Raw genomic sequence first — 24,777 nt, 5'->3', positions numbered from 1 at the left:
TCAAAGTCTGCATGACGCTGCACATCAGGCCTGCGGCTGTGCCGCCACCATCAGTGCATCGACCGCAATCACGCCCTCGCCGGCGGGTTGGACCAGCACCGGGTTCAGGTCGATCTCGGCGATCTCGCCGGCATAGGCCAGCGCCAGCTCCGACAGGCGCGCCACCGTGGCGGCCATGGCCTGCACATCGGCAGCGGGCTGGCCGCGCACCCCTTGCAGCAGCGGGTAGAGCTTGAGCGAGGCGATCATCTGCAGCGCCTCGGCCTGCGTCACCGGTGCCACCTGCACCGCCACGTCTTTCAGCACCTCGGCATAGATGCCGCCCATGCCCACCATCACCACCGGGCCAAAGGCCGCGTCATGCGATATGCCGGTGATCATCTCCACACCGCCGCCCACCATCGGCGCGACCAGCACGCCATCGATCTGCGCCTGCGCTGCGCGCTCTGCCACCCGCGCCAGCAGCTGTGCATGGGCCGTGCGGGCCTGCGCGGCGCTGCGGATGTTGAGCTCGACGCCACCGACCTCGGTCTTGTGGGCAATGTCGGGCGAGACGATCTTGAACACCACCGGGAAGCCGATCTGCTCGGCAGCGGCCACCGCCGCATCGGCGGACTGCACCACCTGCTCCTGCGTCACCGGCACACCAGCCCGCGCCAAAAAGGCCTTGGCATGGAACTCGTTGCGGAAGACCTGGGCATCCAGCGCCTCCCAGTGCTGCGCGGCAGCGGGCACGGTTGGCGGCTGGCCCAGCGTCTGGCCCAGGCGCACCAGTCCGGCCAGCCCCCGGGCTGCCGCATCAATGGTCGGGAAGATCGCAATGCCCGCGTTGGCAATGCGCTCGGTCACCTCGGCCGGGCCCTGGCCAATCAGCACGATGAGGCGGTCGGGGTAGTCGCACCGGATCTGGGCCAGCGCCTCCTGGTACACACCGCTCAAACGCGGGTTGTGCAAGGACAGCGACAGCAGCAGCACCAGGGTGCTGCGCGATGCATCTTCCAGCAAGGCCGTGAGCAGCTTGTACAAAATGTCGGGCCGGCTAGACATCTGCGCTGTCGCATCCACCGGGTTGCGGGTGCCGGCCACCGGCACCGCTTCCTGGATACGGGCACGGGTGGCATCGGACAGCTCGGGCAGGTCCAGGCCCGCCTGCACCATCGCATCGGCCATCATCACGCCAAAGCCGCCCGATGCCGCCACCAGGGTCACGCCCCGGTTGCGCGGCAGCAGCGCGTGGGGCAGCACCGACAGCGCGGCCGTCAGCTCCACCATGTCTTCGATGGACTGCACTGTCAGTGCCCCCGCGCGGGTCAGTGCCGCTTCGATCACCGCGTTCGACCCCGTCAGCGCACCGGTGTGCGAGGCCGCAGCCGCCTGGCCCTGCTCGGTCGCGCCAATCTTGAGCACCACCACTACCTTGCCGGCGGCGCGGGCTGCTTCCAATGCCTGCAGCAGCTTGCTGCCATCGCGGCAGGTTTCCATGCAGCACAGGATGATGCGGGTCTGGCTGTCACGGGCCAGCGCGGCAATGCCGTCGGCAATGTCCACATCGGCCTCGTTGCCGGTCGCCATAAAGCGGCTGATGCCCATGCCCCGGCGCACCACCGATTGCATCGTGAAGCTGCCCAGGTTGCCCGACTGCGAGACGATGCCCACCTGGCCGGCGGCCGGCAGCTTCTCTTCCAGTGCCACCGAGAACGAGCCAATCACCCGCTCCTCGATGCCCACCGCGCCCAGGCAGTTGGGGCCCAGCACGCGGATCTGGCGCTCCCGCGCAATCTGGCTCAGCTGCCGCTGCAGCGCAGCGCCCTCCTCGCCCGCTTCTATGAATCCGGACGACAGCACAATCGCCGCCTGCACGCCTTTGTCTGCGCAGTCGCGCAGCGCTGCGGGCGCCATGGCCGCCGGCACCGCGATGATGGCCAGCTCGGGCACCTGCGGCACATCGCGCACGCTGGTGTAAGCGGGCAGCGACTGGATGCTGCCGCCCTTGGGGTTGACCGGGAACACCGCGCCGGCAAACCCATGCTTTTGGAGCAGATGCAGCGGCCGCCCACCAATCTTGGTGGGGTCGTCAGAGGCACCAATGATGGCAATCGCGCGCGCATTGAAAAACGGATCAAGACCTGCACCGGGCTGCAGGCGGGTGGTTTGCAGCATGCTCAGCGTCCTTTGAAAACAGGGGCGCGCTTTTCCAGGAAGGCCATGCGCGCTTCCTTGGCGTCTTCGGTCTTGGCCAGCGCCATCGTGAACTCCTGCTCAAAGCGGTAGGCGTCACGCTGGGGCATCAGGTCCACCATATTGGCCGCGCGCTTGGCATAGATCACCGCCAGCGGTGCCTTGGAGGCGATCTCGCGCGCCATCTCCATCGCCTTGGGCAGCAGCGCTTCGGGCGCCAGCACTTCTTCGACCACATTGCGCTGCAGCATCTCCTGGGCCGTCAGGCGCTGGCCGGTAAAGAACATGCGGCGCATGGTCGAGCGCCCCAGCAAGGTCTTGAGCATCGAGGCCCCGCCGGCCAGGCCCACATTGATCTCGGGCATGCCAAAGGTGGCGTTCGACGAGGCATAGAGAATGTCGCAGGCCGCAGCCAGGCCCATGCCTGCCCCCAGGGCCGTGCCGTTCACCGCTGCAATCACCGGCTTGGCGCATTCCTTGATCGCATTGCCGGTTTCGCGGGTGACGCGGTTGTGCTCCAGAAAATCGCCGGCCACCTCGGCATTGGGGCGGTCCTTCAGATCAGCGCCGGCGCAGAACACCGAGCCGGAGCCGGTCAGCACCGCGCACCGCACATCGTCGCGCTCGGAGATCGCATCAAAAATCGCCACCAGCTCGCGCCGCATCGCACGGTTAAGGGCATTGACGGGTGGGCGGTTCAAGGTCACCAGGGCCACGCCGTCGGCGACTTCCAGCAAAACAGAGGGCTCAGTCATGGCGGCCTCCCCGGACATTGGTTACAGCGGCGGTAACCGTTGGCTGGAAGGCGGCGCAGGGCGCAGCCTGCGCAATAGGCGCTATCACTTGCATGTTGTCTCCTTGGATCTTGGCCGCTCATGGCGAGCGCCTGTTTCGAATCTGTGTTTGATTCTAGGAAGGAACCCTGCAAATGATTTCCCCCCGATTGGTTGAATCTGTTCTGCGTTCCCCGGGGTAGTGGCGCCCTGGGGCAACCCTATGATGGACAGCAACCTACGTGCAGCGCGGCTCCACCCCAGGAGCCCCAACCTCAAGCCCCCCATGCATATCGAGCCCCTGATCCCGCAACGCCTGGCCCTGGGTGAATGCCCCCACTGGGATGCCGCCACCGGCCAGCTCTGGGCCATGGACTGCCGGCGCGGCCATTTGCTGCGCATCGACCCGGAAAGCGGCCACACCGAGCAGCACCTGCTGCCAGCGCCCACGGGCTCCTTCGCGCTGAATGCCGATGGCAGGATCGTCATCGCGCTGAAGGAGGCGCTGGGCCTGTATGACCCTGCCAGCCGCCAGTTGCAGACCCTCGCCGAGCTGGACGAGCACCTGCCCCATCTGCGCCTGAACGATGGCTGCGCGCTGCCCGATGGCCGCTTTCTGGTCGGCAGCATGCATCTGCATCTGGAAGCAGGCGAAGCGCCCAGGGGCGGCATCTATGTGTTGGAGCGGGATGGCCTACTGAAACGCATAGGCCCGGCCCTTACAACCGCCAATGGCCCGCTGATCCACCCCCAAAGCGACCGCCTCTTTATTGCCGACAGCGCCGCACAAAGCATCTATTCCTTTGATATCAGCAGCGGCCAGGCGCAGGACCAGCAACTGTTCGTCAGCACCCAGCCCCAGCAATCTGCGCCCGACGGCTGCTGCTGGGACAGTGAGGGTGGCTTGTGGACGGCCTTGGTACGTACCGGCCAAGTCGCCCGCTACGATGCCCAAGGGGCGCTGAGCCAGTTGATCAGCCTGCCCGTAGGCCACCCCAGCGCGCTCTGCTTTGGCGGGTCGGATCTGGCGGACCTGTATGTCACCAGCATCTCGGACAGCGGCCGCCTGCGCGCCAGCGGCCCGCTCGACGGTGCCATTCTGCGCATCACCGGGCTGGGGTACCGGGGGTTGGCCAAGCCCCAGGCGCGCATCCTTATTCCCGACTAGTCACTTGGGCAGCGCAAAGCGCTGCGCCTCCCCCGCCACCTGGCTCGCGACAAAATCCAGAAACAGCTTGACCTTGGCCGGGATAATCGCCGAATCGACAATCGTGGCAAACATGCCTTCTTCGAACGTGGTATTGCTCACCACATAATCGGGCAACAGCCGTACCAGATTGCCCGCCGCCAAATCCGGATAGACGGTGTAATCATCGAGCAGTGCGATACCCTCGCCCAACTTGGCCAACTCCAATAAAGCAATGCCATTATTGGTCAAATGACGCGGAGAAAATCGAATATCTTCCACCCCGGCACCATTCTTGAAATGCCAGATATGGTCTTTACCGGGCAAATAATAGGCCAGGCATTGGGCCTGCAATAAATCAGCGGGTTGATGGATGGCAGGCATTTTCTCGGCATAAGCCGGTGATGCCACCAAATAACGCTGGCTGTGGAACAGCATGCGCCGTTTGACCCCCGCCTCCACCGGCGGCGATATTCTGAAATCAATATCGATATTGCTCTTGACCAGGTCGACCTTGGTCTCGGACAGCAGCAGCTCCACCAGGATCTCGGGGTGGGCCTGGCGAAAGCGGGCGATGAGGCCCGGCAGCACGCGCTGGCCGAACATGGTGCGTGCATGCACGCGCAAGCGCCCTTGCGGGGCAGAGCTGATGGCGGTGATGCTGGTGTGCGCCTGGTTGATGGTCCAGAGAATGCCTTCCAGCTGGGCGGCGTACTCTTGGCCCGATTCGGTCAGCGACACCTGGCGCGTGGAGCGCAGCAGGAGCTTGACCTGCAGCCCGTCTTCAAACTCGGTGATCATTCTCGACACGGCGGTGGCCGAGATGCCAAACAGCCGCGCCGTCTCTGAAAAACTGCGGGTCTGCGACACCGACAGGAACAGCTCCATCGCTCTCAGACGGTCCATGATTCCTCCAGATTGCGCAGTACTGAATCTCGAATTTCACGCATACAGATCTCCTGACCCCACCCCTAGAATGATTCCATATTGCCCATCATCAAGGAGACATCATGGAATTTGGCGTATTCATTCTGGCGCAGCAGCGCGGCTACCACCAGCGCTCTCAGGACGTTATCAACAACTCCATCGAACAAACCGTGGTGGCAGAGCAAGCGGGTTTCAATACCGCCTGGTATGCCGAACACCATTTCAACAATTATTCACTGTCGCCATCGCCATTAATGACCGTGGCCCATGCCGCAGCCAAAACCAAAACCATTCGCCTGGGCACGGCGGTGTGCATTTTGCCACTCTACCACCCCGCCCGCTTCCTGGCCGAGGTCGGCTTTGTCGACACCGTGTCCAATGGGCGACTCGAACTGGGCGTGGGCTCGGGCTACCAGCAATTTGAATTTGAACGCTTTGGCGTCGAGATCGCCAATTCCGGCGCGATCTTCAATGAGTTTCTCGACATTATTCCCAAGGCCCTGACCCAGAAAATATTCGAATACCAGGGCGAGTTCCTGAATATCCCCCCCAGCTCCATCGCGGTGCGCTGCGTGCAAGACCCGATGCCGCCGCTCTGGGTCACCTCGGGCAACCCGGTCACCCTGGGCCGGGGCGTGCGCGAAGGCCACAACCTGTTTGTCACCGCCCTGCTCAACGGCAACGAAGCGATTGCTGGCCTGCGCACCAAGCTGGAGAACATCGCCTCGGCCGAAGGCAAGGACCTGGACAGTGATGTGAAGTTCGGCTTTCTGCGCTGCGGCTATGCCTCGGACAATGCATCGGAAATCAATGCCTACCTGGACTGCGCCCGCTTTCAGCGCCGCATCTCGGAAAGCCTCAAGTTCCGCCGCGCCCAGTCCGAAGACGGCTACATGGTCAAGGAAGTGCCGACCGAGACCGACCCGACCTTCGAGCAGCTGCGCAAGAACCTGCCCGTCGGCTCGGTCAACGAAGTGATCGACAAGCTGCTCGAAGAGATCAGCATCCTCAAGCCCAAGCACATTGCGCTGCAAACCCAGCTGGGTGACTTTGACCAAAAGACCATGCTCAAGCAGATCGAGCTGTGGGGCGACAAGATCATTCCCGCCGTGAAAAAAGAAGTGGGCCAGGCCGTAGCGCTGGCGTAAAGGAGACAGGGCCATGCGCGTTCACCTCAGCAACTGCGGCTCCATCAGCCTGATGGATGCCCACAATTTTCGGGCACTCGATGTGCTGATAGAACCCCAGCCCGAGCCCCAGCTCGCGCAGGCCCTGACCCGCATCGGCACGCGCGACGGCGACAGCCATGTCTGGCTCTTCCCCCAGGTGCTGCGCTTTCTGGCCTGCCAGGCCGCAGACAGCGAATGGGACACGGGCTTTTCCGCCATGCTGGCCTATGCGCAGCAGCACGGCTGGGTCAATACCCAAGGCCAGGTGCGCGCGCACATCACCTTGGCTGCGGAAGACCAGGTCGTCTCGGTGGCCGACTTCAAGGCCGCGATGCGCGCCCTGCCCGCCGGCATCAGCGCCGTGACCACCGGCCAGGGCAAGGATGTTGCCGGCATGATCGTCTCCAGCCTCACCTCCATCTCGGCCGAGCCGCCGATGGTCGGCTTTTTTGCGCACAGCGCCTCGTCAATGGGCGATACCTTGCTGCAAACGGGCAAGTTTGTCGCCAATGTGCTGGGTGAGGAACACAGCCAGATCATCGCCAGCTTTCTGAGCCAGCCGCAGGGCGAGGCCCGCTTCAAGGAAGGCCGCTGGCACAGCAGCGAGCACCAGCTGCCCGTGCTGAGCGACGCGCTGGCCAGCATGGAATGCGACATTGTCTGCACCCACACCCTGGGCACGCACAAGCTGGTGGTCGGCAAGATCCGCAAGTCCTCCTGCAACAGCGCCAGCCCCGTGGTCAACTTCAACGCCAGCACCCACAAGCTGGTGCCCTTGGCCGCCTGATCGCAGACCAGAGAGGGGCTTGAAAGCATGGACTGGTTGCAATTGGACCAACGCATCTGCGTCGTCACCGGCGGCGCCAAGGGACTGGGCGCCGGCATCGTGCAAGCGCTGCTGGCGAGCGGCTGCCGCGTGGCTGTGCTCGACCACGACAGCGACGCGCTGGCACAGCTCGCCGCCACCCATCCCGATGACCAGCGCCTGCTGCCCATCCGCGCCGATGTCTCATCGCCCGCTGCGGTAGAGGCTGCGTTTCAAACACTGCAACAGCACTGGGGCGCCGGCCCCAGCGTGCTGGTCAACAACGCCGCCATCACCAGCGCCGCGCCACTGGCCGAGTTGGATCCTGGCATCTGGGAGCGCCAGTTGCAGATCAACCTGGGCGGCTACCTGCGCATGGGCCAGGCCTTCTACCGCCATTCCGACGCCAGCCTGCCGCGCGCCATTGTCAACATCGCCTCGATCTCCGCCCAGAACGCCCAGCCGCTCAGCGGCGGCTACAGCATGAGCAAGGCCGGCATCCGCATGCTGACTGCGCAAATGTGCCTGGAATGGGGCCCCGCCGGCATCCGCTGCAACACCGTCAGCCCCGGCCTGTTGGTGACCCCGCTGAGCGAGCGCTTCTACCGCAACCCGGACGACCGCGCCCGCCGCGAACAGGTCGTCCCGCTGCGCCGCATCGGCCAGATCGAAGAACTCGCCCAGGCGGTGGTCTTCCTCGCCAGCCCCCGGGCCAGCTATGTCCATGGCGCGGATCTGGTGGTCGATGGCGGCTTCAGCCATTCGCTGATGACGCATATTCCTCGGACTTATGGGCAGGGGGAGCTGGGTGCCGCTGGTAGTAGCCGTGTGGAGTGATCACCCCAAGGTGATGACGGCGTTTGGCCAGGTGTCTGCGAGCGCTATTAACTGAAAAGTGGTAGCGCATCCACGCCATCTGCGCAAAAATCCTGGGCGTTCGGCATTCAACACGTTTGGCCCCAGCAGGTGCACCCATGCAAGACGACAAAGCGCCCCCCTTCGCCATGAAGGACAGAAGCCGCGAGCACCCCATTGCCGCATCATGGCGACCCAGGTTCCGAGAAGTTATCAGCCGATTTGCAGCCGGCGACTATGCTCTGTCTTCGGGCATCACTGGGGTCGACCCCATTTCGCCAGAAACCGCTGAACACATCCGCTCGAACGTTCTGGCTTACGGAGCCACGTTGACTGCATTGCCAGAAGCTGTATGGGAGACATCAAGCGCCCAGTGGTACGACTCGTTTTGGGATGTGTTGGTCGACCTGTGGACCATTGAAGAAGGTCAGAGCGACCTGGTACTACAAGCCAGAGTTCTGGAAACAGAAGCAGGTGTTCGGTTCACCATACACATGGTGTATGTCCCGTAGAGGCATGGGTATCTGCATGGCACGCTGGAATTTCACTCCCAACTGTCAACTGCTTGGGATATGTCTCTAAATTTCTGACGTTGGGATGTCAGCATACGGCCAGCAGCGGGCCTTCTTTGAGGGTCAGCAAGCAAGCTGATGTTGGTGAAAGCTGGCTCACTAGCTGCTGGGCCATAATCGGACAGTTGCGACGCCCCAAGGGGCAAGATAAGCAATTCCTCAACCCAATATCCAACTGGAGCCCTACATCTGATGGCTGCCATCTTCGCGTTCAAATGCAGTTGCTGCGGCGACATCCATGAGGGCTCCCCCAGCATGGCCTTTAGGGCCCCGGACCATTACGCAAGCCTGTCGGACGAGCAGAAGATGTCTATCGGGAAACTAAGTGACGACTTCTGCACTATCACTCACGGCGATGGTACGGACTACTTTGTCCGAGCCGTTCTAGAGGTACCGATTCACGGGATCGAAGAACCGTTTCTATGGGGGATCTGGGTCTCTCTCAGCCAAAAAAGCTTCGAACGCTATTACGAGACGTACGACGATCCAGTTGAGGGAGAGGGATTTTTTGGCTGGGTTTGCAACGACATCAACGTCTATCCGTACTCATCGTCTAGAGCGGCCGATGTTGTGGTCCAAGTCGACAATCAACGTCCGAAGGTGATCCTTCACAAGAGCGATCCTGAGGACGATCAACTGGTCATAGATCAGAATGAAGGCATTTCAGTGATTCGTGCCCAAGAACTCGCGGAGAAGGCACTGCACAACGAGTAAAACCTGCGCAAGGGCCGCTTTAGTCGTCAGAACTTGTATGCGCGGCAGGAGACCTGAGCGGCTGCTAAGACCTTGATCCGACCTTCTCCGGACATTCGACAACGCTCAACTGCGGGGCGGTTGTAAACGACCGGTCGGGGTACAGCATCAGCTAGCGCTGGGGACCTATGAGCGACTTTCGCTCGCATCGCCTTTTCCGAAATCAAGGCGCGAGTCACGAGCTTCAAGTGACTTCAGGTCATGATATGGATTTGATCCGACACTAACAACTTGCTGCCAACGAGCTCTGCTCGTGCCCCTTCCGGATCCTGGGTGAATAACAAGACACGCAGATCCTCCCGTGCGCGCGAGAACGAGACATACGCAAGTTTCTGCGTTACTGAACGCTGTCGGTCGGTGGGTTCACCGGCAGTCAGTGAATCGCCCCGTATTTGAACTGACCCCCAGAAGTTGGACGGTCACGATTCCGCCGATCAGGCGGTACTTCTCAGCCGGTACTCCACCGGGCTGAGCCCTTGCAGCCCGAGCTTGATGCGCTCGTGGTTGTAGTAGTGGACGTAATCATGCACGCCCGCTTCGAGTGCATCAATGCTGTCGGGTTTGTCGAGATGGAAGTACTCAGCTTTCAGTGTGCCGAAGAAGCTTTCAATCGCTGCGTTGTCGAAGCAGTTGCCTTTGCGGCTCATGCTTTGCTTGACACCATGACTCGCCAGCATCGCTCTGTAGGGCTGCATCTTGTAGTGCCAACCTTGGTCGGAGTGCACGATCAGGTCAGCGGTGGACTTGGCGCGCGAGAGCGCTGTCTCGAGCGTGCCGGAAACCAGCTCGAAGACTGGCCGCCGTGCCATGCGGTACGAGACGATCTCGCCGCAGTACAGGTCCATGCAGGCTGACAGGTAAAGCTTTTGGCCGCGTACATTGAACTCGGTGACATCGGTCGCCCACTTCTGGTTCGGCGCAGTCGCGCAGAAGTCACGCCGCAGAACGTTGGGTACGTGCGCATCACTCATGCCCGGGATATGCCGGGAGCGCTTCTTCGCCCGGATCAACGCACGCAGCCCCATCTTTTGCATCAGACGCTGCACGCACTTGTGGTTGACCGGCTCCGCCATTGAATTACACAGCGCTGCCGTGATCCGCCGGTATCCGTAGCGGCCCTTGTGCTCGTCATACACAGTACGAATTCTGGCCTCCATGGCTCGTTGTTGGTCGACGCGCTGGGCCGCCTGGCACTGGTAGTAGAAAGTGCTGCGCGCCAAGCCTGCTACGTCCAACAGGTCGGCCAGCTTATAGTCATGCCTCAACCCGGTAATCAGGCGCGCTTTGTCGGCGCAGCTGACATCTTCGACCGGATCAAGGCATGCAATTTTTTTAGGTACGCGACCTCCGCGCGCAGTCGGTCGTTCTCTTCTCGCAGGATTTTCTCCGCATCGGCAACGACCGTGCTCAACGGTTCTACAGAACGTCGTTTTGGCTTCATCTTGGGCTGTTCTTCTTTCCCGCTCTCGCGCGCCTGCAGGCGGCCTTGATTGAGATTGCGTCGCCAGACCACGACCTGATTGGGATTGCGGATGTCATAGAGCGCTGCGACCTGGCGGCTGGAGAGCTGCTCTCGATCCTGATGAACCAGCACCTGCAGCTTAAACTGCGTACTGTACGCGCTGCGCTTGGGGCGCAAGCCGTCGATGCCGTGCAGTCGGTAGTGGCTCACCCAGGTGCGGACCTTCTCCTCAGGCACCGACCACCGACGAGCCAAAAGCTTCGCGCCGCCTTCGCCTGCCAAGAAGCTCTGGACCACTTCCAGTTTGAACTCCGTCTCGTACTTCTTCATGAAACCCCTTGAAGTTCGTCCAACTTCTGGGGGTCAGTTCAAAGGCGGGGCGATTCATTCCTGGATGCGCCTCCACGCTCAGCGTTTGAACGGAATGCGGCGGGGCAGTTGGTCAAAGTCCCCTTTGGCGGCTAAGCGCAAAATATTCTGCTCCATTCGATGGTGCTGACCTGCCTTTGAGTGCGGCGACTGGGCGGTCACGGCAACATCAGATCCAGTCCCAGCATCCGCATCAGGCCAAAGGTCAGCAGCCCCAGCAGCAGCAACGCCAGCATAAATATGGCCGCCACCTTGCCGCCTGCGCGCAGCACGGCGCGGGGGTCGCCACCCTTTTTGCCCTGGTCGTAATGCCATTTGATGGCAAAGAACATGCAGGTGCTGAACATGCCCAGCTTGAAGATCACGAAGACTACGGGGATCCAATCGATCATTTTGCAAATTTCCAGCCAATGACTTGGCACTGTCCGAGCCCCAGCAAGGCATGAGGCCGCAACGCCAGCGATTGCCATACAAGCATGGGCCGCTGCACGTTCTGGTGCATATTACGCAAAAGCAATTTCCATACATGCGGACAAATTGTCCCAGGGGCCGTCTGCAAAACCCTTGCCCAATAGAATGGAGCGGATCGCCCAAGTTGGCGTCCAGACCAAGGCAGTGCGTTTTGCAGAGGCCCCCTCGGCCCATCCATACATCCTCAGATACAAGCATGCAAGAAGACGACGCCCTCCCCTGGTTGCCGCGACTGAGCGCGCGGGGCGGGCCGCGCTTTTTGCAGATTGCCGATGCCTTGCAAGCGGCCGTGGCCGATGGGCTGCTGAAACCCGGCGACCGCCTGCCGCCGCAGCGCCATCTGGCGGCCTTGCTGGACGTAGACCTGACGACCGTCACCCGTGCCTACGACGAAGCCAGGCGTCGCCATCTGCTCGAAGGTCGTGGCGCGCGGGGCACCTATGTGGCAGCGCCCAAGGTGGCGCTGACGGCGGTGCTCGACCTGGGCATGAACACCCCGCCGCCGCCGGCGGGCCTGGATTTTGACGATCTGTTGAAGCAAGGCCTGTCGCAGGTCTTGATGGGCGCTGATGCTGCCCTGCTGATGACCTACCACCTGGGCGGCGGCAGCGATGTGGACCGCCAGGCCGGCGCCCAATGGCTCAAGCCCATGTTGGGGCCGGTCGATGCCGAGCAGTTGGTTGTCTGCCCGGGCGCGCAGGCGGCGATTGCCGCCTCCATCCTGGCGCTGACTGAGCCGGGCGATGTGATCCTGGCCGAGCCGATGGGCTACCCCGGCCTGCGCGCAGCGGCGACGCAATTGGGCCGGCAGATCATCACCGTGCCCGCTGACCAGCATGGCATGCGGCCCGAGAGCCTGGAGCAGGCCTGCCGCCAGCATCAGCCGGCGCTGCTCTACCTCAACCCCACCCTGCAGAACCCGACCGCCATCACCATGCCGCTTGCCCGGCGCCAGGCGCTGCTTGCCATCGCGCAGCGCTGCAAGGTCCGCATCGTGGAAGACGACCCCTACTGGCTGCTGGCCGAAGCACCACCGCCACCGCTGGCCAGCCTGGCACCCGAGCAGGTGCTGTATATCTCCACCCTGTCCAAATGCCTGACCCCAGGCTTGCGCGTGGCCTTTGTGCTGGTGCGTGACTCTGCCTTGCGCGAGCGCTTTCTGGCCGCCCTGCGCGCCTTTGCGCTGATGGTCTCGCCGCTGTCTGCCGCGCTGGCCACGCAGTGGATTTTGGGCGGCTCGGCCTATGGGCTGATGGAGGGCGTGCGCAAGGAGGCCCGCTTGCGCCACCGCATGGCGCGCGATCTGCTGGCCGGCCGCTACAGCGGCGAGGGCGATGGCCTGCATGTCTGGCTGGAGCTACCTGGGTATTGGAGCCCCGCCCAACTCGCACAAGCCGCCCAGCGCGAGGGCATCGCCGTCACCCCGGCCGAGGCCTTTGCCAGCGGCGCGGCAGACACTGCCCAGGTCAATGCCATCCGCATCTCGCTGGGCAGCATCAAGGACCGGGGGCGCTTGCAGGCGGGGCTGCAGCGCTTGTCGGCGCTGCTGGCGCGGCGGCCGGATGCGTTCACGGCTGCCGTGGTTTGACGACCGCTTTACCCAAGGACCCAGCCATGCCCGCACCAGAAGAAGACCGCGATCTGCTTGAGCACTACGTCGAGGCCTCTTCAGCTTCTCTTGCAGGCCACCCACAGCTGCTTGCTCCCAGTGAGATGCTGGACCAAACCGCGCAATTCGCCTACCACCCCCTGGTCCAACAGCTGGGCTGCTATGTGCTCGATGATGCAGACACCAGCGACCACCACCTTCTGGCCACCCGCTCGCCGCTCGCGGGCTGCGTGCTTTTCCTCAGCCACGATGGCGATACGCGCGCCGTCTTCGATTCGGCAACCAGCTTTTTGGTGGTGCTGCAGCAGGCGCAAGCCAGTGACCAGGAAGTCTCCGATCTGCATCCCGCGCTATCCCCTCTCGCACAGGACCAAGCTGCATTGGGTGCGTTCATGCACCAGCTGCTGGATGACCAGACATTGAATGAGGTGGTGCTCGCGCTGATTCCTTCGCTCAACCTGGAAGACAAGGACCTGTTGCACAGACTGGTGGCCGATGACGACTTCTTTCTCGGTGAGGCCGTCGCGATGGCCATCCAAAAGCGCCCTGACCAAGCACTGCTAACCATGGCCCAGCTGGCCGCAGCGCATGCACATCCACAGGTTGCTCGGGCGGGAAAGCTTGCCGTTCAACGGATCCATCAGCTGGTCTAGGCTGCAGATACCACCCCGCCCGCCGCCTTATAAAAAATGGCAGTGTGAAGGGCTGAGGCACTCCAAATAGTCGCCGATACCTACCGCCAAAAGAAGGGCCTGTGCCTTCAGGCGGCGGCCAATTCCGACGCCTTGATATCCGCGATCGGCCCCAGAATGCTTCGGTCAAACGCCTTCATTGGCAGGCCTTGCTCAAGCTTGCGGGGCCAATCCGGGTTGCTGAGCGCGCCGCGCCCCAAAGCGATCAGGTCGGCGCCGTGGGCCAGCAGCTGCAGCGCGCGGTCGGCATCATGCAAACCGCCATTGGCGATGATGGTCAAGCCCGGTGCAAACCGGCGGGCCAGCTGAACCAAGCTCGGGCCTTCCGCGCCAAACGCGGGCTGCCAGGCTTCAAACTCGGTGACATGGATGTAGTCCACGCCCGCATCCGCCAACGTGCCAAAGATGGTCTCAGCGCCTTGCTCGCCTTCGGCCCATTTATGGCCGAAGTCGTTCACCTTGCCCTGGGACACGCGAATGCCCACCGGCACATCGGCACCGACTGCCGCGCGCACCGCCTGGATCGTGGCAACAGCAGCCTCCAGGCGCTGAGGCAATGCGCCACCCCAGCGGTCCGTGCGCAGATTGGTATGCGCTGTCAGGAACTGGTCCAGCAGATAGCCGTTGGCCCCGTGGATCTCGACGCCATCAAAGCCTGCGAGGCCCACGGCACGGGCCGCCGCACTGCCAAAGTGGGCCACCACATCGGCCATCTCTTCTTGCGTTATGGCGCGCGGGATGGGGTACGCCCCTTCGCCCCGGTAAAACGGCATCTGCAGGCCGCGAGGCGGTACCGCAGACGGTGCAATCGTCTGCCCCGGCCGGTAGCGGTTGAACTGCGACAGCGCCCCGGCATGCTGCAGCTGCGCGATGGACCGCGTGCCGGAGGCCTGTAGTTGGGCGGTCAGCGGGCGCCAAGCCTGGGCCTGGTCATCGCTGGCCATGCCGGGCTGGTTTTCGTAGGTTTGCGACCAGGCCTCGTCGATAAAGCTGCCTTCGGTAATCACCAGCCCAAAACCACCTTGCGCAAAGCGCTGGTAGTAGCGCTGCATGGTGGCAGTCGGCAGCCCGTCGGGCGTTGCGGTCACGCGCGTCATCGGCGCCACCGCCAGGCGGTTGCGCAGGCTCAGCTGCTTCAGATCAAATGGCGTTTGCAGGGGCGAAGTATCCAGATTCACAAGATGTCTCATTCGTTGAAAATAACAATAATTAATTTAATGGCCTTCCCTGCCAAGCGGTAGTGGCACAAAATGGGATGCCTCAATATCAAAAATCGTTATGGATACTGATTCTGTGGCCGTCTTTGTAGCGGCCAGCACCGTGGGTAGTCTGGCAGGCGCATCGCGCCAGCTCGGCCTGACACCGATGGCCGCGTCGCGCCACCTGGCGGCGCTAGAGCGTTCGCTGGGCACGCGGCTGATGCACCGCAGCACCCGCGCCGTCACCCTTACCGCTGAAGGCGAGGAGTTTCTGCCCCTGGCCCGCACCATCCTCGATGCCGTCGGCGAAGCAGCCAGCACCCTGGCGCCTGCCGCACAAGGGGCCCATGGCCTGCTGCGTGTCACAACGCCCGGCGCATTTGGTCGGCGCATCCTGCTACCCGTGGCCGAGCAGCTCATGCAGGCCAACCCTGCACTGCGCGTTGATCTGCAGTTCGATGACAAGGTGACCGATATCACCGCCGCAGGCATGGACCTGGCCATCCGCATCGCGCCGCCCAGCGCATCAGACCTGGTTGCGCAAGAGCTGGCCCCCAACCCCAGGGTGCTCTGTGCCAGCCCCGCCTACCTGGCGCAGGCCCCCGCGCTGCACAGCTTGAAGGATCTCGACCACCATGCCTGCATCAAGCTCAGCAGCATGCCCAGTTGGCCGTTTCTGGTCGATAGCCAGGAGCGGCAGCTTAGGGTCAACGGGCGCTTTGGCTGCAACTCGGTGGAAGGCGTGCGCGCCGCCTGCCTGCGCGGCATGGGGCTGGCGATGATGACCCACTGGGATGTGGTGGACGAAACCGCAGACGGCCGCTTGGTCGCCATCACGCTCTCAGACGCCGTGCTCCCCAGCCTGTCGGTATGGGCGCTCTACCCCAGCCGCAAATACGTGCCGCAGCGGGTGCGCGTCTTGATGGCCGCGCTGAAATCGGCACTGGCACCTTCTTTAGACACAGCGCTATAATCCGCCCGTCGAAAAAGGCAGACTTGGTTTGGTAAGCCCAGGTCCTTCCCCACGGAAGCGCTGACTCTGCCCGCGCATGGGTCCCCACGACGAACTTGCACCGCATCTGCATGCGGCCATCGGTTCGTCCCAGGGGTTCTCAAGACAAAGAATCACTCCGGCCGAACGGTCAAACGAGAGAGGACATGTCCATGCCTACGATCCCCCATTACGACGTCATCATTGTTGGTGCAGGCCCCGTCGGCCTGCTGCTCGGCTGCGAGCTGCGGCTGGCCCAGTGCGCTGTGCTGGTGCTCGAGCAAGCCGGCGACCCGCACTCCCCGCTCAAGCAAGCGCCCTTTGGCATTCGTGGCCTCACTATCCCCTCGCTGGAGGCGCTGCAGCGCCGGGGCTTGCTGGAGGCCGTCACGGCATCCCTGCATGGTGGCGCGCCCGCCGCATCGCGCCCCCACTGGCTGCAGCATGCGCGCCGGCCCGGCGGGCACTTTGCGGGCCTGCAGTTTTTCCAGGACCAGATCGACACCACACGCTGGCCCTACCGGCTGCCCGGCCCCGCCAGCGAGAGCATGCCCACGACGATGGAGCGCCTTGAATCGGTGCTGGCACGGCGTGCGGCAGAACTGGGTGTGCATGTGCGCCGAGGGGTTCGCGTGACCGGCCTGGTGCAGTCAGCCGACAGCATGCAAGTGCAAGCCGGTGATGCACAGCTGCAAAGCCGCTGGCTGGGGGGCTGCGATGGTGGCCGCAGCCAGATCCGCAAAGCCGCCGGTTTTGACTTCGCCGGCACCGAGCCCGAATTCACGGGCTATTCGGTAGAGGCCACGCTGGAGAACAGCGCTGCCCTCAGCCCAGGCCGCCATTACACGGCCACGGGCATGTACACCTTCCAGCCGCCCGGCACGATCGCGATGGTGGATTTTGACGGCGGCGCCTTCCACGGCAGCCCCCCCATTACTACCGAGCATGTGCAAACGGTGCTGCGCCGGGTCAGCGGCAGCGATGCCGCGATCACATCGCTACAACTCGCATCCACCTGGACCGACCGCGCCCGCCAGACCAGCAGCTACCGCAAGGGCCGCGTGCTGCTGGCGGGAGACGCCGCCCATATCCACTCGCCCTTGGGCGGCCAGGGCCTGAACCTCGGTCTTGGGGATGCAATGAACCTGGGCTGGAAGCTGGCCGCCACCATCCAAGGCGACGCGCCAGAGGGCCTGCTGGACAGCTATACCGCCGAGCGCCACCCGGTCGGCGCCCAGGTGCTGGACTGGTCACGCGCCCAGGTTGCCCTGATGCGGCCCAGCCCCGCCACACGCGCCCTCGCCGATATCCTGCGCGACCTGGTCGCCACGCGCGACGGCGCCACCTACTTTGCCGATCGCGTCTGGGGCGCGACGCTGCGCTATGACCTGGGCGACCCCCACCCCTTGGTCGGCCGCAGCGCGCCCGACTTTGCGCTGGCCGATGGCTCGACCCTCGCTGGCCATCTGCAGACCGGCCATGGCTTGCTGCTGGACTTTGGCAGCGCCGCGCCGTTGCGCGACTTGTCAGCAGGGTGGAAGGGGCGCCTTCGCTATATCGCCAGCAGCGCGGCTGATGAACTTGGCTTGCAATCGCTGCTGGTCCGCCCGGATGGCATCGTCGCCTGGGTGGGTGAAGGTGTTGTGGAGCAGGACCAGGTGGCTGAGGCAATTCAACGCTGGTTTGGCCAGCCGCTGCAGCGCTGATGCGCGGGCGGGGGGCCGGAGCTTAATCCGGCTCCGGCCAAAACATCTTTCGGACCTGGTCGTTGAAGTAAGGCAGCATCAAGGTCAAACCGCCCGAGGCATTGGCCAGAAAATCCAGCACTTGGGCCCAGGAGGACTCGACGGAGAGCCAGTTGTTGCCGACGATAAACAGCAGCCCGCAGGCGGTGGTGACCAGGTTGAGCGCAGGCGCCCAGGGACGAAAGCGCATGCAGCCATAAAAACCGGCGGTCCAACCCAAGATGATGAAGCACAGCAGCACGACCATCTCCCCCTCCAGCGCGATAGGAAACCGCAGCGGATGCTGCGAGGACAGCAGCTCGGTCCTGAAATCCATGCGGATGGACAGCACTAACAGCAGGACGGTGGCGATAACGAGCAGGCGGTAGCGATTTTTGGTCATGGGTCTGGGGCAAGTTGCGCCATGCTAGCAAATTGCCAACCGCTGGCGGCCTTCCTCTATGAGTCCTCTCGGCCCTCAGGACTGTGTCACCCCTTTTGTATCCCGCGCAGCGCTCACAGGCTCGCCAAGGTCTGGGCATGCATCTTTGCGCGCTCCTCCTTGCGCTCGCTGTAGCGGTCCACCAGATACGGCGCAAGGTCCCGGGTCAGCAGGGTGAACTTCAGCAGCTCCTCCATCACATCCACCACGCGGTCATAAAAAGGCGATGGCTTCATGCGCCCCTCGTCGTCAAACTCCTGGTAGGCCTTGGCGACCGAGCTTTGGTTGGGAATGGTCAACAGGCGCATCCAGCGGCCCAGAATGCGCAGCTGGTTCACGGCATTGAAGGACTGCGAGCCGCCGCTCACCTGCATGACCGCCAGCGTCTTTCCCTGCGTGGGCCGCACGGCGCCTTCGGACAGCGGTATCCAGTCCACCTGGGTCTTCATGATGCCGGTCATCGCTCCGTGGCGCTCCGGTGAAGTCCAGACCATGCCTTCGCACCACCGCACCAGCGCGCGCAGCTCCGCCACCTTGGGGTGGTCCTCCGGCACGGTATCGGGCTGCGGCAAGCCGTCGGGATCGTAGATGCGGACCTCGGCCCCCATGCCTTCCAGCAGCCGCGCTGCCTCCTGGGTCAGGAGCCGGCTGTAGGAGCGCTCACGCAGCGAGCCATACAGCATCAGGATGCGCGGAGCATGGGCAGACAGCTGGCGAGGCTGCAGCTGCTGCGGGCCAGGGGCCTGGAAGCTGCGGGCATCGATATGGCGGGAGAGGGCATCAGCAGACATCAGTATCCTTGGTTGGATGCAGCTGGCAGGGCATTTTCATACCAGCGCTTGGATCGATTGACAACGGCCACGACGGCCAGCATCACCGGCACCTCGATCAGCACGCCGACCACGGTGGCCAGCGCTGCGCCCGAGTTGAGGCCAAACAGGCTGATCGCGGTGGCGACGGCCAGTTCAAAGAAGTTGCTGGCGCCAATCAGCGCCGAGGGCCCGGCCACGCAATGGGCCACCCCCAGCTTCTGGTTGAGCCAGTACGCCAGCCCGGCATTGAGCACCACCTGCACCAGGATGGGCACGGCCAAGAGCGCAATCACCAAGGGCTGCGCCAGGATCGACTGGCCCTGGAACGCAAACAGCAGCACCAGCGTGGCCAGCAAGGCCAGGATGGACACCGGCCCCATCAGCTCGGCGGCCCGGCCCAGTGCCTGGCTGCCGCGCCTGAGCAAGTATTTGCGCAGCATCTGGGCCAGCGCCACCGGCACCAGGATGTAGAGCACGACCGAGACCAGCAAGGTGTCCCAGGGCACCGTGATCGAGGAGATGCCCAGCAGCAAGGCCACGATGGGCGCAAAGGCCACCAGCATGATGGCGTCATTCAAGGCCACCTGCGACAGCGTGAAGTACGGGTCCCCCTTGCACAGCTGGCTCCAGACAAAGACCATCGCGGTGCAAGGCGCTGCAGCGAGCAAAATCAAACCGGCAACGTAGCTGTCTATCTGCGCAGGATCGAGCCACTGCACAAACACATGGCGCAAAAACAGCCAGGCCAGCAAGGCCATCGAAAACGGCTTGAGGCCCCAGTTGATGAACAAGGTCACCCCTATGCCCCGTGCATGGCGGCGCAGCTGCGACAGCGCAGAAAAGTCAATCTTGAGCAGCATGGGAATCACCATCACCCAGATGAGCACACCCACCGGCAGGTTCACCTTGGCCACCTCCATCGCAGCCACGGCCTCGGTCAGGCCCGGCACGGTATAACCCAGGCCCACGCCAGCGCAGATGCACAGCAGCACCCAGAGCGTGAGGTAGCGCTCAAACCCACCGATCACCGGCTTGGTCTCAGGCACGGGCATGTTCAAGACTCCGCAATCCGCTGCACTGCCGCTTGCAGCGCCTGGTTGCCCAGCTTGTCAAACGGCAGTTGCAGCAGCTGCAGCATGCGGTAGGCCAGCGCCTGGCGGGTCAGCTCAAAGCGCTGGGCTTGCTCCTCGCTGACGGCCTCGGAGGGGTCCGGATAGCTCCAATGGGCACGCACCGGCGCGCCCGGCCACAAGGGGCAAGGCTGGGCAGCGGCGCTGTCGCAGACGGTGATGACCACGCGCATCTCTGGCATACCAGGCTGCGCAAACAGGTCCATGCTCTTGCTCGCCAGCGCAGATACATCCACACCCGCAGCACGCAACGCCGCCAGCGCCTGCGGGTGGACACGGCCACTGGGTGCAGCGCCGGCGCTGAAGGCTTTGGCATCGATGCCCAGTGTCTGCGCCCAGTGGTTGAACATGGCCTCGGCCAGCACGCTGCGGGCCGAGTTGTGGGTGCACAGCACCAATACATGGGTGGTCATCGTCAGCAGCCTTTGTCGCTGGCAGGGCAGCACTGGGGAGCTGTCACCTCGCAGCGGGCGCCCGCGCAGCAGTTCTCGGTCAAATAGCGCAGAACGCCATCCATGCGCGCAAAGTCCGCGCGGTAGACCAGGTTGCGGCTCACGCGCTCCTGCGTGACCAGGCCCGCATGGACCAGCTCCTTGAGGTGGAAGGACAGCGCCGTGGCCGCAACGCCCAGCGCCTCCGCCAACACCGAGGGCGTAAGCCCGTCAGCCCCGGCCACCACCAGCGCACGAAACACCCGCAAGCGGACCTGGTGGGCCAGTGCGGCCAGCGATTTGATGACATGGTCTTCATTCATACTTCAATGATAATTGAAGTATTGAAATAAAGCACCAAAAACTTTGCAGCGAGCTGTGATGGACACCCAAAGGCCACGCCGCCTCGGCTAAAAACTTACAGTAACTCGGCGCCCCATGGTTCAGTGCTGAAGGCAGCTATCGCTGGCAGGCATCTTGTATCCACTGCAGCGCCTCGCGTGCACCGCGCATGTCGTGCATCGCATCGACCGCGCCGACTGAGACCAGCAGCTTTTGGGATGCAACGGCTTTGGCCAGGGCGGCGCCCTCCAGCGTCAGCACCCCAAAATGCCGGATAACGCCAGCAGCTTCCGTCAAAGGTGGCGGAAGAGGAACGCCGTCCAATGCGATCGCCAAAGCCCCGCTCGAAAGCACCGCCCGCATGGGCACTGCCGCAATCGTCAAGGATGTGCCATTGAGCGTCATCCCCCCACCCACATGCCTGGCAACACAATCCTGCTTTCCAGTCGCAGGGTCCACTGCACGCGTCAGCGTCCACCAACCGATTTCTGCAGCCCGCCCAGTAGGCTCAGTCGGCCCAGCGGGCGCCGCGCAGGCGCTTCGCACACTGATGGCGATCAACAATGCGGCCATGATTCGCCCCATATCCACTCCCGCACCGTCAAAGACAAGAGGCCATTGTGAAGGATAGGGTGCCTGCCCGGTGCCTCAAGCCAGCCGTTGGCATGCCCCGCAAGAACCCACGCCAGCAGCCATGGCGGGCCGCTATCGCCGCAGGCAAAGGCAGTAGAATGGCCCGCACTTGTTCGCAAAGAAGCCGGTGACAATCCGGCACGGTCGCGCCACTGTATCGCTGCCGCAGGCCCCGGGCTCGCCCCGCGCCTTGCGCTGCCAAGTCAGACCTTTGTGCCAAGCCACCCCCGAACCAGCTGCAACCGGCATCAAGCCCGCTGGTTTGCCTAGGACGCGCTTTTCCTGGAGTTCCCATGCAGACACCTGCCCCCAGCCGCCGCTTGGCGCTGCCCTTGCACCCGGCGCTATGGCGCACAGGCCTGGCCTGGCCGTTGGCGGGATGCGGCCGCTAGGCGGCCTGCACTCGTCCAGCGCCGGCCCCGGCCCCGCCTCCCCCTTTTTGTTTCAGACTGCCGCGCGCACTGCGCCCAACGGCCCCGCCCCAGGCTTGCCCGGCAGCCCTCCCCTTTTATTTGGAGACATCCCCCATGCGCACCAGCCAGAAGATTCCAGCCACCATCGTCACCGGCTTTCTGGGCAGCGGCAAAACCACCTTGCTGCGCCATATCCTGTCCAACGCCAACGGCCGCCGCATTGCGGTGATCGTCAATGAGTTTGGCGAGCTGGGCATTGATGGCGAGATTCTGCGTGGCTGCGGCATTGGCTGCGAAGACGAGAACGGCGAGCAGGCCGGCCAACTGTATGAACTGGCCAATGGCTGCATGTGCTGCACCGTGCAGGAAGAGTTCTACCCCGTGATGCGCAAGCTGATCGAGCGCCGTGGCGATATCGACCATATCCTTATCGAGACCAGTGGCCTGGCCCTGCCCAAGCCCCTGGTGCAGGCCTTCAACTGGCCCGAGATCAAGAACGCCTGCACGGTCGATGCGGTGATCACCGTGGTCGATGTGCCCGCCGCTGCAGCCGGCCAGTTTGCCGCCAACCCCGCTGCGGTCGATCTGCAGCGCAAGCAGGATCCCAACCTTGACCACGAGTCGCCGCTGCATGAGCTGTTTGAAGACCAGCTCATCTCCGCCGACCTGGTGGTGCTGAGCAAGCTCGACCAGGCCAGCGCCGCCGACCGCGCCGCTGTCGAGGCCCTGGTGCGCGAAGACATTCCGCCTGCCGTCAAGATCGTGGCTGCCGACCATGGCCGCATCGACCTCGATGTGGTGCTGGGCCTGTCCAGCGCGTCCGAGGAAAGCATCGAATCGCGCAAGGGCCACCACGAGCACGAAGCCGGCCATGTGCATGACGAGCACGACCATGACGATTTCGACTCCGTCGTCATGCAGCTGGGCGAAGTGGAGCGCGAAGCACTGCTGGCCCAGCTGGCCGAGGTCGTCGCGCAGCAAACCGTCTACCGCATCAAGGGTTTTGTGGCGCTGCCCGGCAAGCCCATGCGCCTGGTGGTGCATGGCGTGGGCAAGCGCTTTGACAGCTACTTTGACCGCCCATGGCGCGCCGATGAAAAGCGCGCAAGCCACCTGGTCTTTATCGGCCATGACCTGGACGAGGCAGCCATCCGCGCCCAGCTCGCTGCCAGCCCGGTCGGAGCGCTCTGATGCATTTGCTCGCGGTCCAGCCCGGTGGCTTTGTCGACGACGAGGCCTTTGTCTCCAGCCTGGGCCAAAGCCCGGCCGACATCGTGATCCTGAGCGCTGCAGACACCACCTTGGCCCTGCTCGCTCAAGCCTATGAGCAGCTGCGGGCCGGCATGGATGGCGAGCAACTGCCCAGCGTGCGGCTGGCCAATCTGATGTACCTGCGCCAGCCCGCATCGGTCGATCTGTATGCCGATGAGGTGCTGCAGCATGCCAAGCTCATCATCATCGACCACCTGGGCGGCGAGAGCTACTGGCCCTATGGCACCGAGCGCGTCATGGCGCTGTGCCGCGCCAACAAGATTGCGCTGGCCATGTTCTCGGGCGACAGCAGCGAGGATTTGAACCTGCTGCAAAAAAGCACGGTGCCACAGCAAGACTGCCGTACCTTGTGGCGCTACCTGCGCGAAGGCGGCCTGGCCAATGCGCGCGAGCTGTTTCGTTTTGTCTGGCACGGCCTGCTGGGCGGCCCGCATGCGGCGCTGCCGCCGCGCCCCCTGCCGGCGGTGGCCGTTTACCACCCCAGCAGCGATGAGGCCACGGTCGCCACCTGGCAGCAGCCGGGCCCGCTGCAGTGGCAGCCCGGCGCGCCAGTGGTCATGCTGCTGTTCTACAAGGCGCATCTGCAGTCGGGCAACACCCAGGTGTTTGCCGACCTGTGCCAGGCGCTGCTTGCCAAGGGCATGAACCCGCTGCCGCTGGCCTTGCAATCGCTGAAGGACGCCGGGTGCCTGGCGGCCTTGCAGGCGCTGTGCGCCAGCGAAGAGGTCGCACTGATCCTCAACACCACCGCGTTCTCGCAGGCCTCGCTCGATACCCCCGGCGACCATGCGCTGGCAGGCGATATCCCCGTGCTGCAGCTGATCCTGTCGGGCAGCAACGAGCAGACCTGGCTGGACAGCACCCACGGCCTGCAGCCGCGCGATATTGCCATGCATGTGGCGATGCCCGAGGTCGATGGCCGCATCATCACGCGGGCGATCAGCTTCAAGGGCCTGTCGCACCGCAGCGATCTGACCCAATCTGATGTGGTGCAGTACCAGGCCCACCCCGAGCGCATGGGCTTTGTCGTGGCGCTGGCCCAGCGCTGGTGCCAGCTGCGCCGCAAGCCCCATGCCGACAAGCGCCTGGCCCTGGTGCTGGCCAACTACCCCAGCAGCGAAGGCCGCATCGGCAATGGCGTGGGGCTGGATACCCCCGCCTCCGTGATTGAAATCCTGCGCGCGCTGGCGGCCGATGGCTATGCCGTCGATGCCATGCCCGCCGACAGCCAGGCGCTGATGGACTTGCTGCAGCAAGGCATCACCAACGCACCAGACTCCTGGGCCACGCGCGCCGCCTGGCAAAGCCTGAGCCTGGACGACTACCTGCAGTACTTTGGCACCCTTCCAGCCGCCAACCAGCAGGCCATCACCGAGCGCTGGGGCACGCCCGCACAAGACCCGATGCTGCGCGAAGGCCGCTTTATGGTGTCCGGTCTGCGCCTGGGCCAGATCTTTGTCGGCGTGCAGCCGGCGCGCGGCTACCAGCTCGATGCGCTGGCCGCCTACCACGACCCGGACCTGGTGCCGCCGCACTACTACCTGGCCTTCTACCACTGGCTGCGCAG

At 63.7% G+C, this 24,777-nt stretch carries 24 protein-coding genes; 12 read left to right on the top strand and 12 right to left on the bottom strand.

Going from position 1 to position 24,777, the window contains the following annotated elements:
• Positions 1-24: 24 nt before the first annotated feature.
• Both H928_RS0123585 and H928_RS0123580 read right to left on the bottom strand, forming a co-directional pair.
• Positions 25-2,160, bottom strand: a complete 2,136-nt coding sequence (locus H928_RS0123585; protein WP_021028704.1) for an acetate--CoA ligase family protein — start codon at positions 2,158-2,160, stop codon at positions 25-27.
• Positions 2,161-2,162: 2 nt separating this feature from the next.
• Positions 2,163-2,933, bottom strand: a complete 771-nt coding sequence (locus tag H928_RS0123580; RefSeq protein WP_021028703.1) for an enoyl-CoA hydratase/isomerase family protein — start codon at positions 2,931-2,933, stop codon at positions 2,163-2,165.
• Positions 2,934-3,237: 304 nt separating this feature from the next.
• Here H928_RS0123580 and H928_RS0123575 point away from each other — a divergent pair, with 304 nt between their 5' ends.
• On the top strand, positions 3,238-4,119 hold the full coding sequence (locus H928_RS0123575; RefSeq protein WP_021028702.1) for an SMP-30/gluconolactonase/LRE family protein: 882 nt from the start codon (positions 3,238-3,240) through the stop codon (positions 4,117-4,119).
• On the opposite strand, the gene H928_RS0123570 is transcribed toward H928_RS0123575, so the two are convergent.
• Entirely contained in the window at positions 4,120-5,043 is a 924-nt protein-coding gene (locus tag H928_RS0123570; RefSeq protein ID WP_021028701.1) for a LysR family transcriptional regulator, read from the bottom strand.
• A gap of 104 nt (positions 5,044-5,147) precedes the next feature.
• Between H928_RS0123570 and H928_RS0123565 the strand changes: the two genes are divergently transcribed.
• The 5 genes from H928_RS0123565 to H928_RS0123545 all read left to right on the top strand — a co-directional run bounded on the left by H928_RS0123565 (position 5,148) and on the right by H928_RS0123545 (position 9,179).
• Positions 5,148-6,212, top strand: coding sequence for an LLM class flavin-dependent oxidoreductase (locus tag H928_RS0123565; protein ID WP_021028700.1), 1,065 nt, complete (start codon positions 5,148-5,150; stop codon positions 6,210-6,212).
• A gap of 13 nt (positions 6,213-6,225) precedes the next feature.
• Positions 6,226-7,020 carry a flavin reductase family protein gene (locus tag H928_RS0123560; RefSeq protein WP_021028699.1) on the top strand — a complete coding sequence of 265 codons (795 nt, stop codon included), beginning with the start codon at positions 6,226-6,228 and terminating at the stop codon, positions 7,018-7,020.
• A gap of 36 nt (positions 7,021-7,056) precedes the next feature.
• Positions 7,057-7,875: an SDR family NAD(P)-dependent oxidoreductase gene (locus H928_RS0123555; RefSeq protein ID WP_158400627.1), complete on the top strand. Its 819-nt coding sequence runs from the start codon at positions 7,057-7,059 to the stop codon at positions 7,873-7,875.
• Between the two features lie 137 nt (positions 7,876-8,012).
• On the top strand, positions 8,013-8,405 hold the full coding sequence (locus tag H928_RS0123550) for a hypothetical protein (RefSeq protein ID WP_021028697.1): 393 nt from the start codon (positions 8,013-8,015) through the stop codon (positions 8,403-8,405).
• Positions 8,406-8,657: 252 nt separating this feature from the next.
• Entirely contained in the window at positions 8,658-9,179 is a 522-nt protein-coding gene (locus H928_RS0123545; RefSeq protein ID WP_021028696.1) for a DUF2199 domain-containing protein, read from the top strand.
• Positions 9,180-9,652: 473 nt separating this feature from the next.
• Here the strand turns inward: H928_RS0123545 and H928_RS31180 are convergent.
• Both H928_RS31180 and H928_RS0123530 read right to left on the bottom strand, forming a co-directional pair.
• Positions 9,653-11,010, bottom strand: a protein-coding gene (locus tag H928_RS31180) for an IS3 family transposase (protein WP_148293282.1) whose coding sequence is annotated in 2 segments (ribosomal slippage) — positions 9,653-10,545 and positions 10,545-11,010 — 1,359 coding nt in all. Because the reading frame shifts where the segments join, the coding sequence is not laid out codon by codon here.
• A gap of 197 nt (positions 11,011-11,207) precedes the next feature.
• Positions 11,208-11,441: a hypothetical protein gene (locus H928_RS0123530; RefSeq protein WP_021028693.1), complete on the bottom strand. Its 234-nt coding sequence runs from the start codon at positions 11,439-11,441 to the stop codon at positions 11,208-11,210.
• A gap of 275 nt (positions 11,442-11,716) precedes the next feature.
• On the opposite strand from H928_RS0123530, the gene H928_RS0123525 reads away from it, so the two are divergent.
• Entirely contained in the window at positions 11,717-13,108 is a 1,392-nt protein-coding gene (locus H928_RS0123525) for a PLP-dependent aminotransferase family protein (protein ID WP_021028692.1), read from the top strand.
• Positions 13,109-13,134: 26 nt separating this feature from the next.
• Entirely contained in the window at positions 13,135-13,782 is a 648-nt protein-coding gene (locus tag H928_RS0123520) for a hypothetical protein (RefSeq protein WP_148293281.1), read from the top strand.
• Positions 13,783-13,889: 107 nt separating this feature from the next.
• Here H928_RS0123520 and H928_RS0123515 read toward each other — a convergent pair whose 3' ends face one another.
• Positions 13,890-14,999 carry a tRNA-dihydrouridine synthase gene (locus tag H928_RS0123515; RefSeq protein ID WP_021028690.1) on the bottom strand — a complete coding sequence of 370 codons (1,110 nt, stop codon included), beginning with the start codon at positions 14,997-14,999 and terminating at the stop codon, positions 13,890-13,892.
• A 100-nt stretch (positions 15,000-15,099) separates the two neighbouring features.
• Between H928_RS0123515 and H928_RS0123510 the strand changes: the two genes are divergently transcribed.
• Positions 15,100-15,993 carry a LysR family transcriptional regulator gene (locus tag H928_RS0123510; RefSeq protein ID WP_021028689.1) on the top strand — a complete coding sequence of 298 codons (894 nt, stop codon included), beginning with the start codon at positions 15,100-15,102 and terminating at the stop codon, positions 15,991-15,993.
• A gap of 191 nt (positions 15,994-16,184) precedes the next feature.
• A complete protein-coding gene (locus H928_RS0123505) occupies positions 16,185-17,717 on the top strand; it encodes an FAD-dependent monooxygenase (RefSeq protein ID WP_027011322.1) in 1,533 nt (510 codons plus the stop codon).
• Between the two features lie 22 nt (positions 17,718-17,739).
• Here the strand turns inward: H928_RS0123505 and H928_RS0123500 are convergent, their stop codons facing one another.
• From H928_RS0123500 to H928_RS31840, 6 genes are all read right to left on the bottom strand, one after another.
• Positions 17,740-18,138, bottom strand: a complete 399-nt coding sequence (locus tag H928_RS0123500) for a hypothetical protein (protein WP_021028687.1) — start codon at positions 18,136-18,138, stop codon at positions 17,740-17,742.
• A gap of 113 nt (positions 18,139-18,251) precedes the next feature.
• The gene (gene arsH / locus H928_RS29555) at positions 18,252-18,968 is read right to left on the bottom strand and encodes an arsenical resistance protein ArsH (protein WP_021028686.1); all 717 of its coding nucleotides are present in this window, start codon (positions 18,966-18,968) and stop codon (positions 18,252-18,254) included.
• Positions 18,968-20,041, bottom strand: coding sequence for an ACR3 family arsenite efflux transporter (gene arsB / locus H928_RS29550; RefSeq protein WP_043341801.1), 1,074 nt, complete (start codon positions 20,039-20,041; stop codon positions 18,968-18,970). Before arsB ends, arsH begins: the two co-directional genes overlap by 1 nt.
• 2 nt (positions 20,042-20,043) lie before the next feature.
• Complete coding sequence (locus tag H928_RS0123485) at positions 20,044-20,532, bottom strand: arsenate reductase ArsC (protein WP_021028684.1); 489 nt, start codon at positions 20,530-20,532, stop codon at positions 20,044-20,046.
• A gap of 2 nt (positions 20,533-20,534) precedes the next feature.
• The gene (locus tag H928_RS0123480) at positions 20,535-20,873 is read right to left on the bottom strand and encodes a helix-turn-helix transcriptional regulator (RefSeq protein WP_021028683.1); all 339 of its coding nucleotides are present in this window, start codon (positions 20,871-20,873) and stop codon (positions 20,535-20,537) included.
• 136 nt (positions 20,874-21,009) lie between these two features.
• Positions 21,010-21,297 (bottom strand): hypothetical protein, encoded by a 288-nt coding sequence (locus H928_RS31840; protein ID WP_148293279.1) that lies wholly within the window; start codon positions 21,295-21,297, stop codon positions 21,010-21,012.
• 755 nt (positions 21,298-22,052) lie between these two features.
• On the opposite strand from H928_RS31840, the gene cobW reads away from it, so the two are divergent.
• Both cobW and H928_RS29545 read left to right on the top strand, forming a co-directional pair.
• The gene (gene cobW, locus H928_RS0123470) at positions 22,053-23,129 is read left to right on the top strand and encodes a cobalamin biosynthesis protein CobW (protein WP_021028681.1); all 1,077 of its coding nucleotides are present in this window, start codon (positions 22,053-22,055) and stop codon (positions 23,127-23,129) included.
• Positions 23,129-24,777: cobaltochelatase subunit CobN (locus H928_RS29545; RefSeq protein ID WP_043341798.1), on the top strand; the 1,649-nt coding region annotated here is incomplete at its 3' end. The genes cobW and H928_RS29545, both read left to right, overlap by 1 nt.

This window comes from Comamonas sp. B-9 (assembly GCF_000410635.1).
In the GTDB taxonomy this organism is placed as follows: domain Bacteria; phylum Pseudomonadota; class Gammaproteobacteria; order Burkholderiales; family Burkholderiaceae_C; genus Comamonas.
The sequence above is the reverse complement of the archived record's forward strand: the minus strand, read 5'-3'. Positions and strand labels throughout refer to the sequence as shown.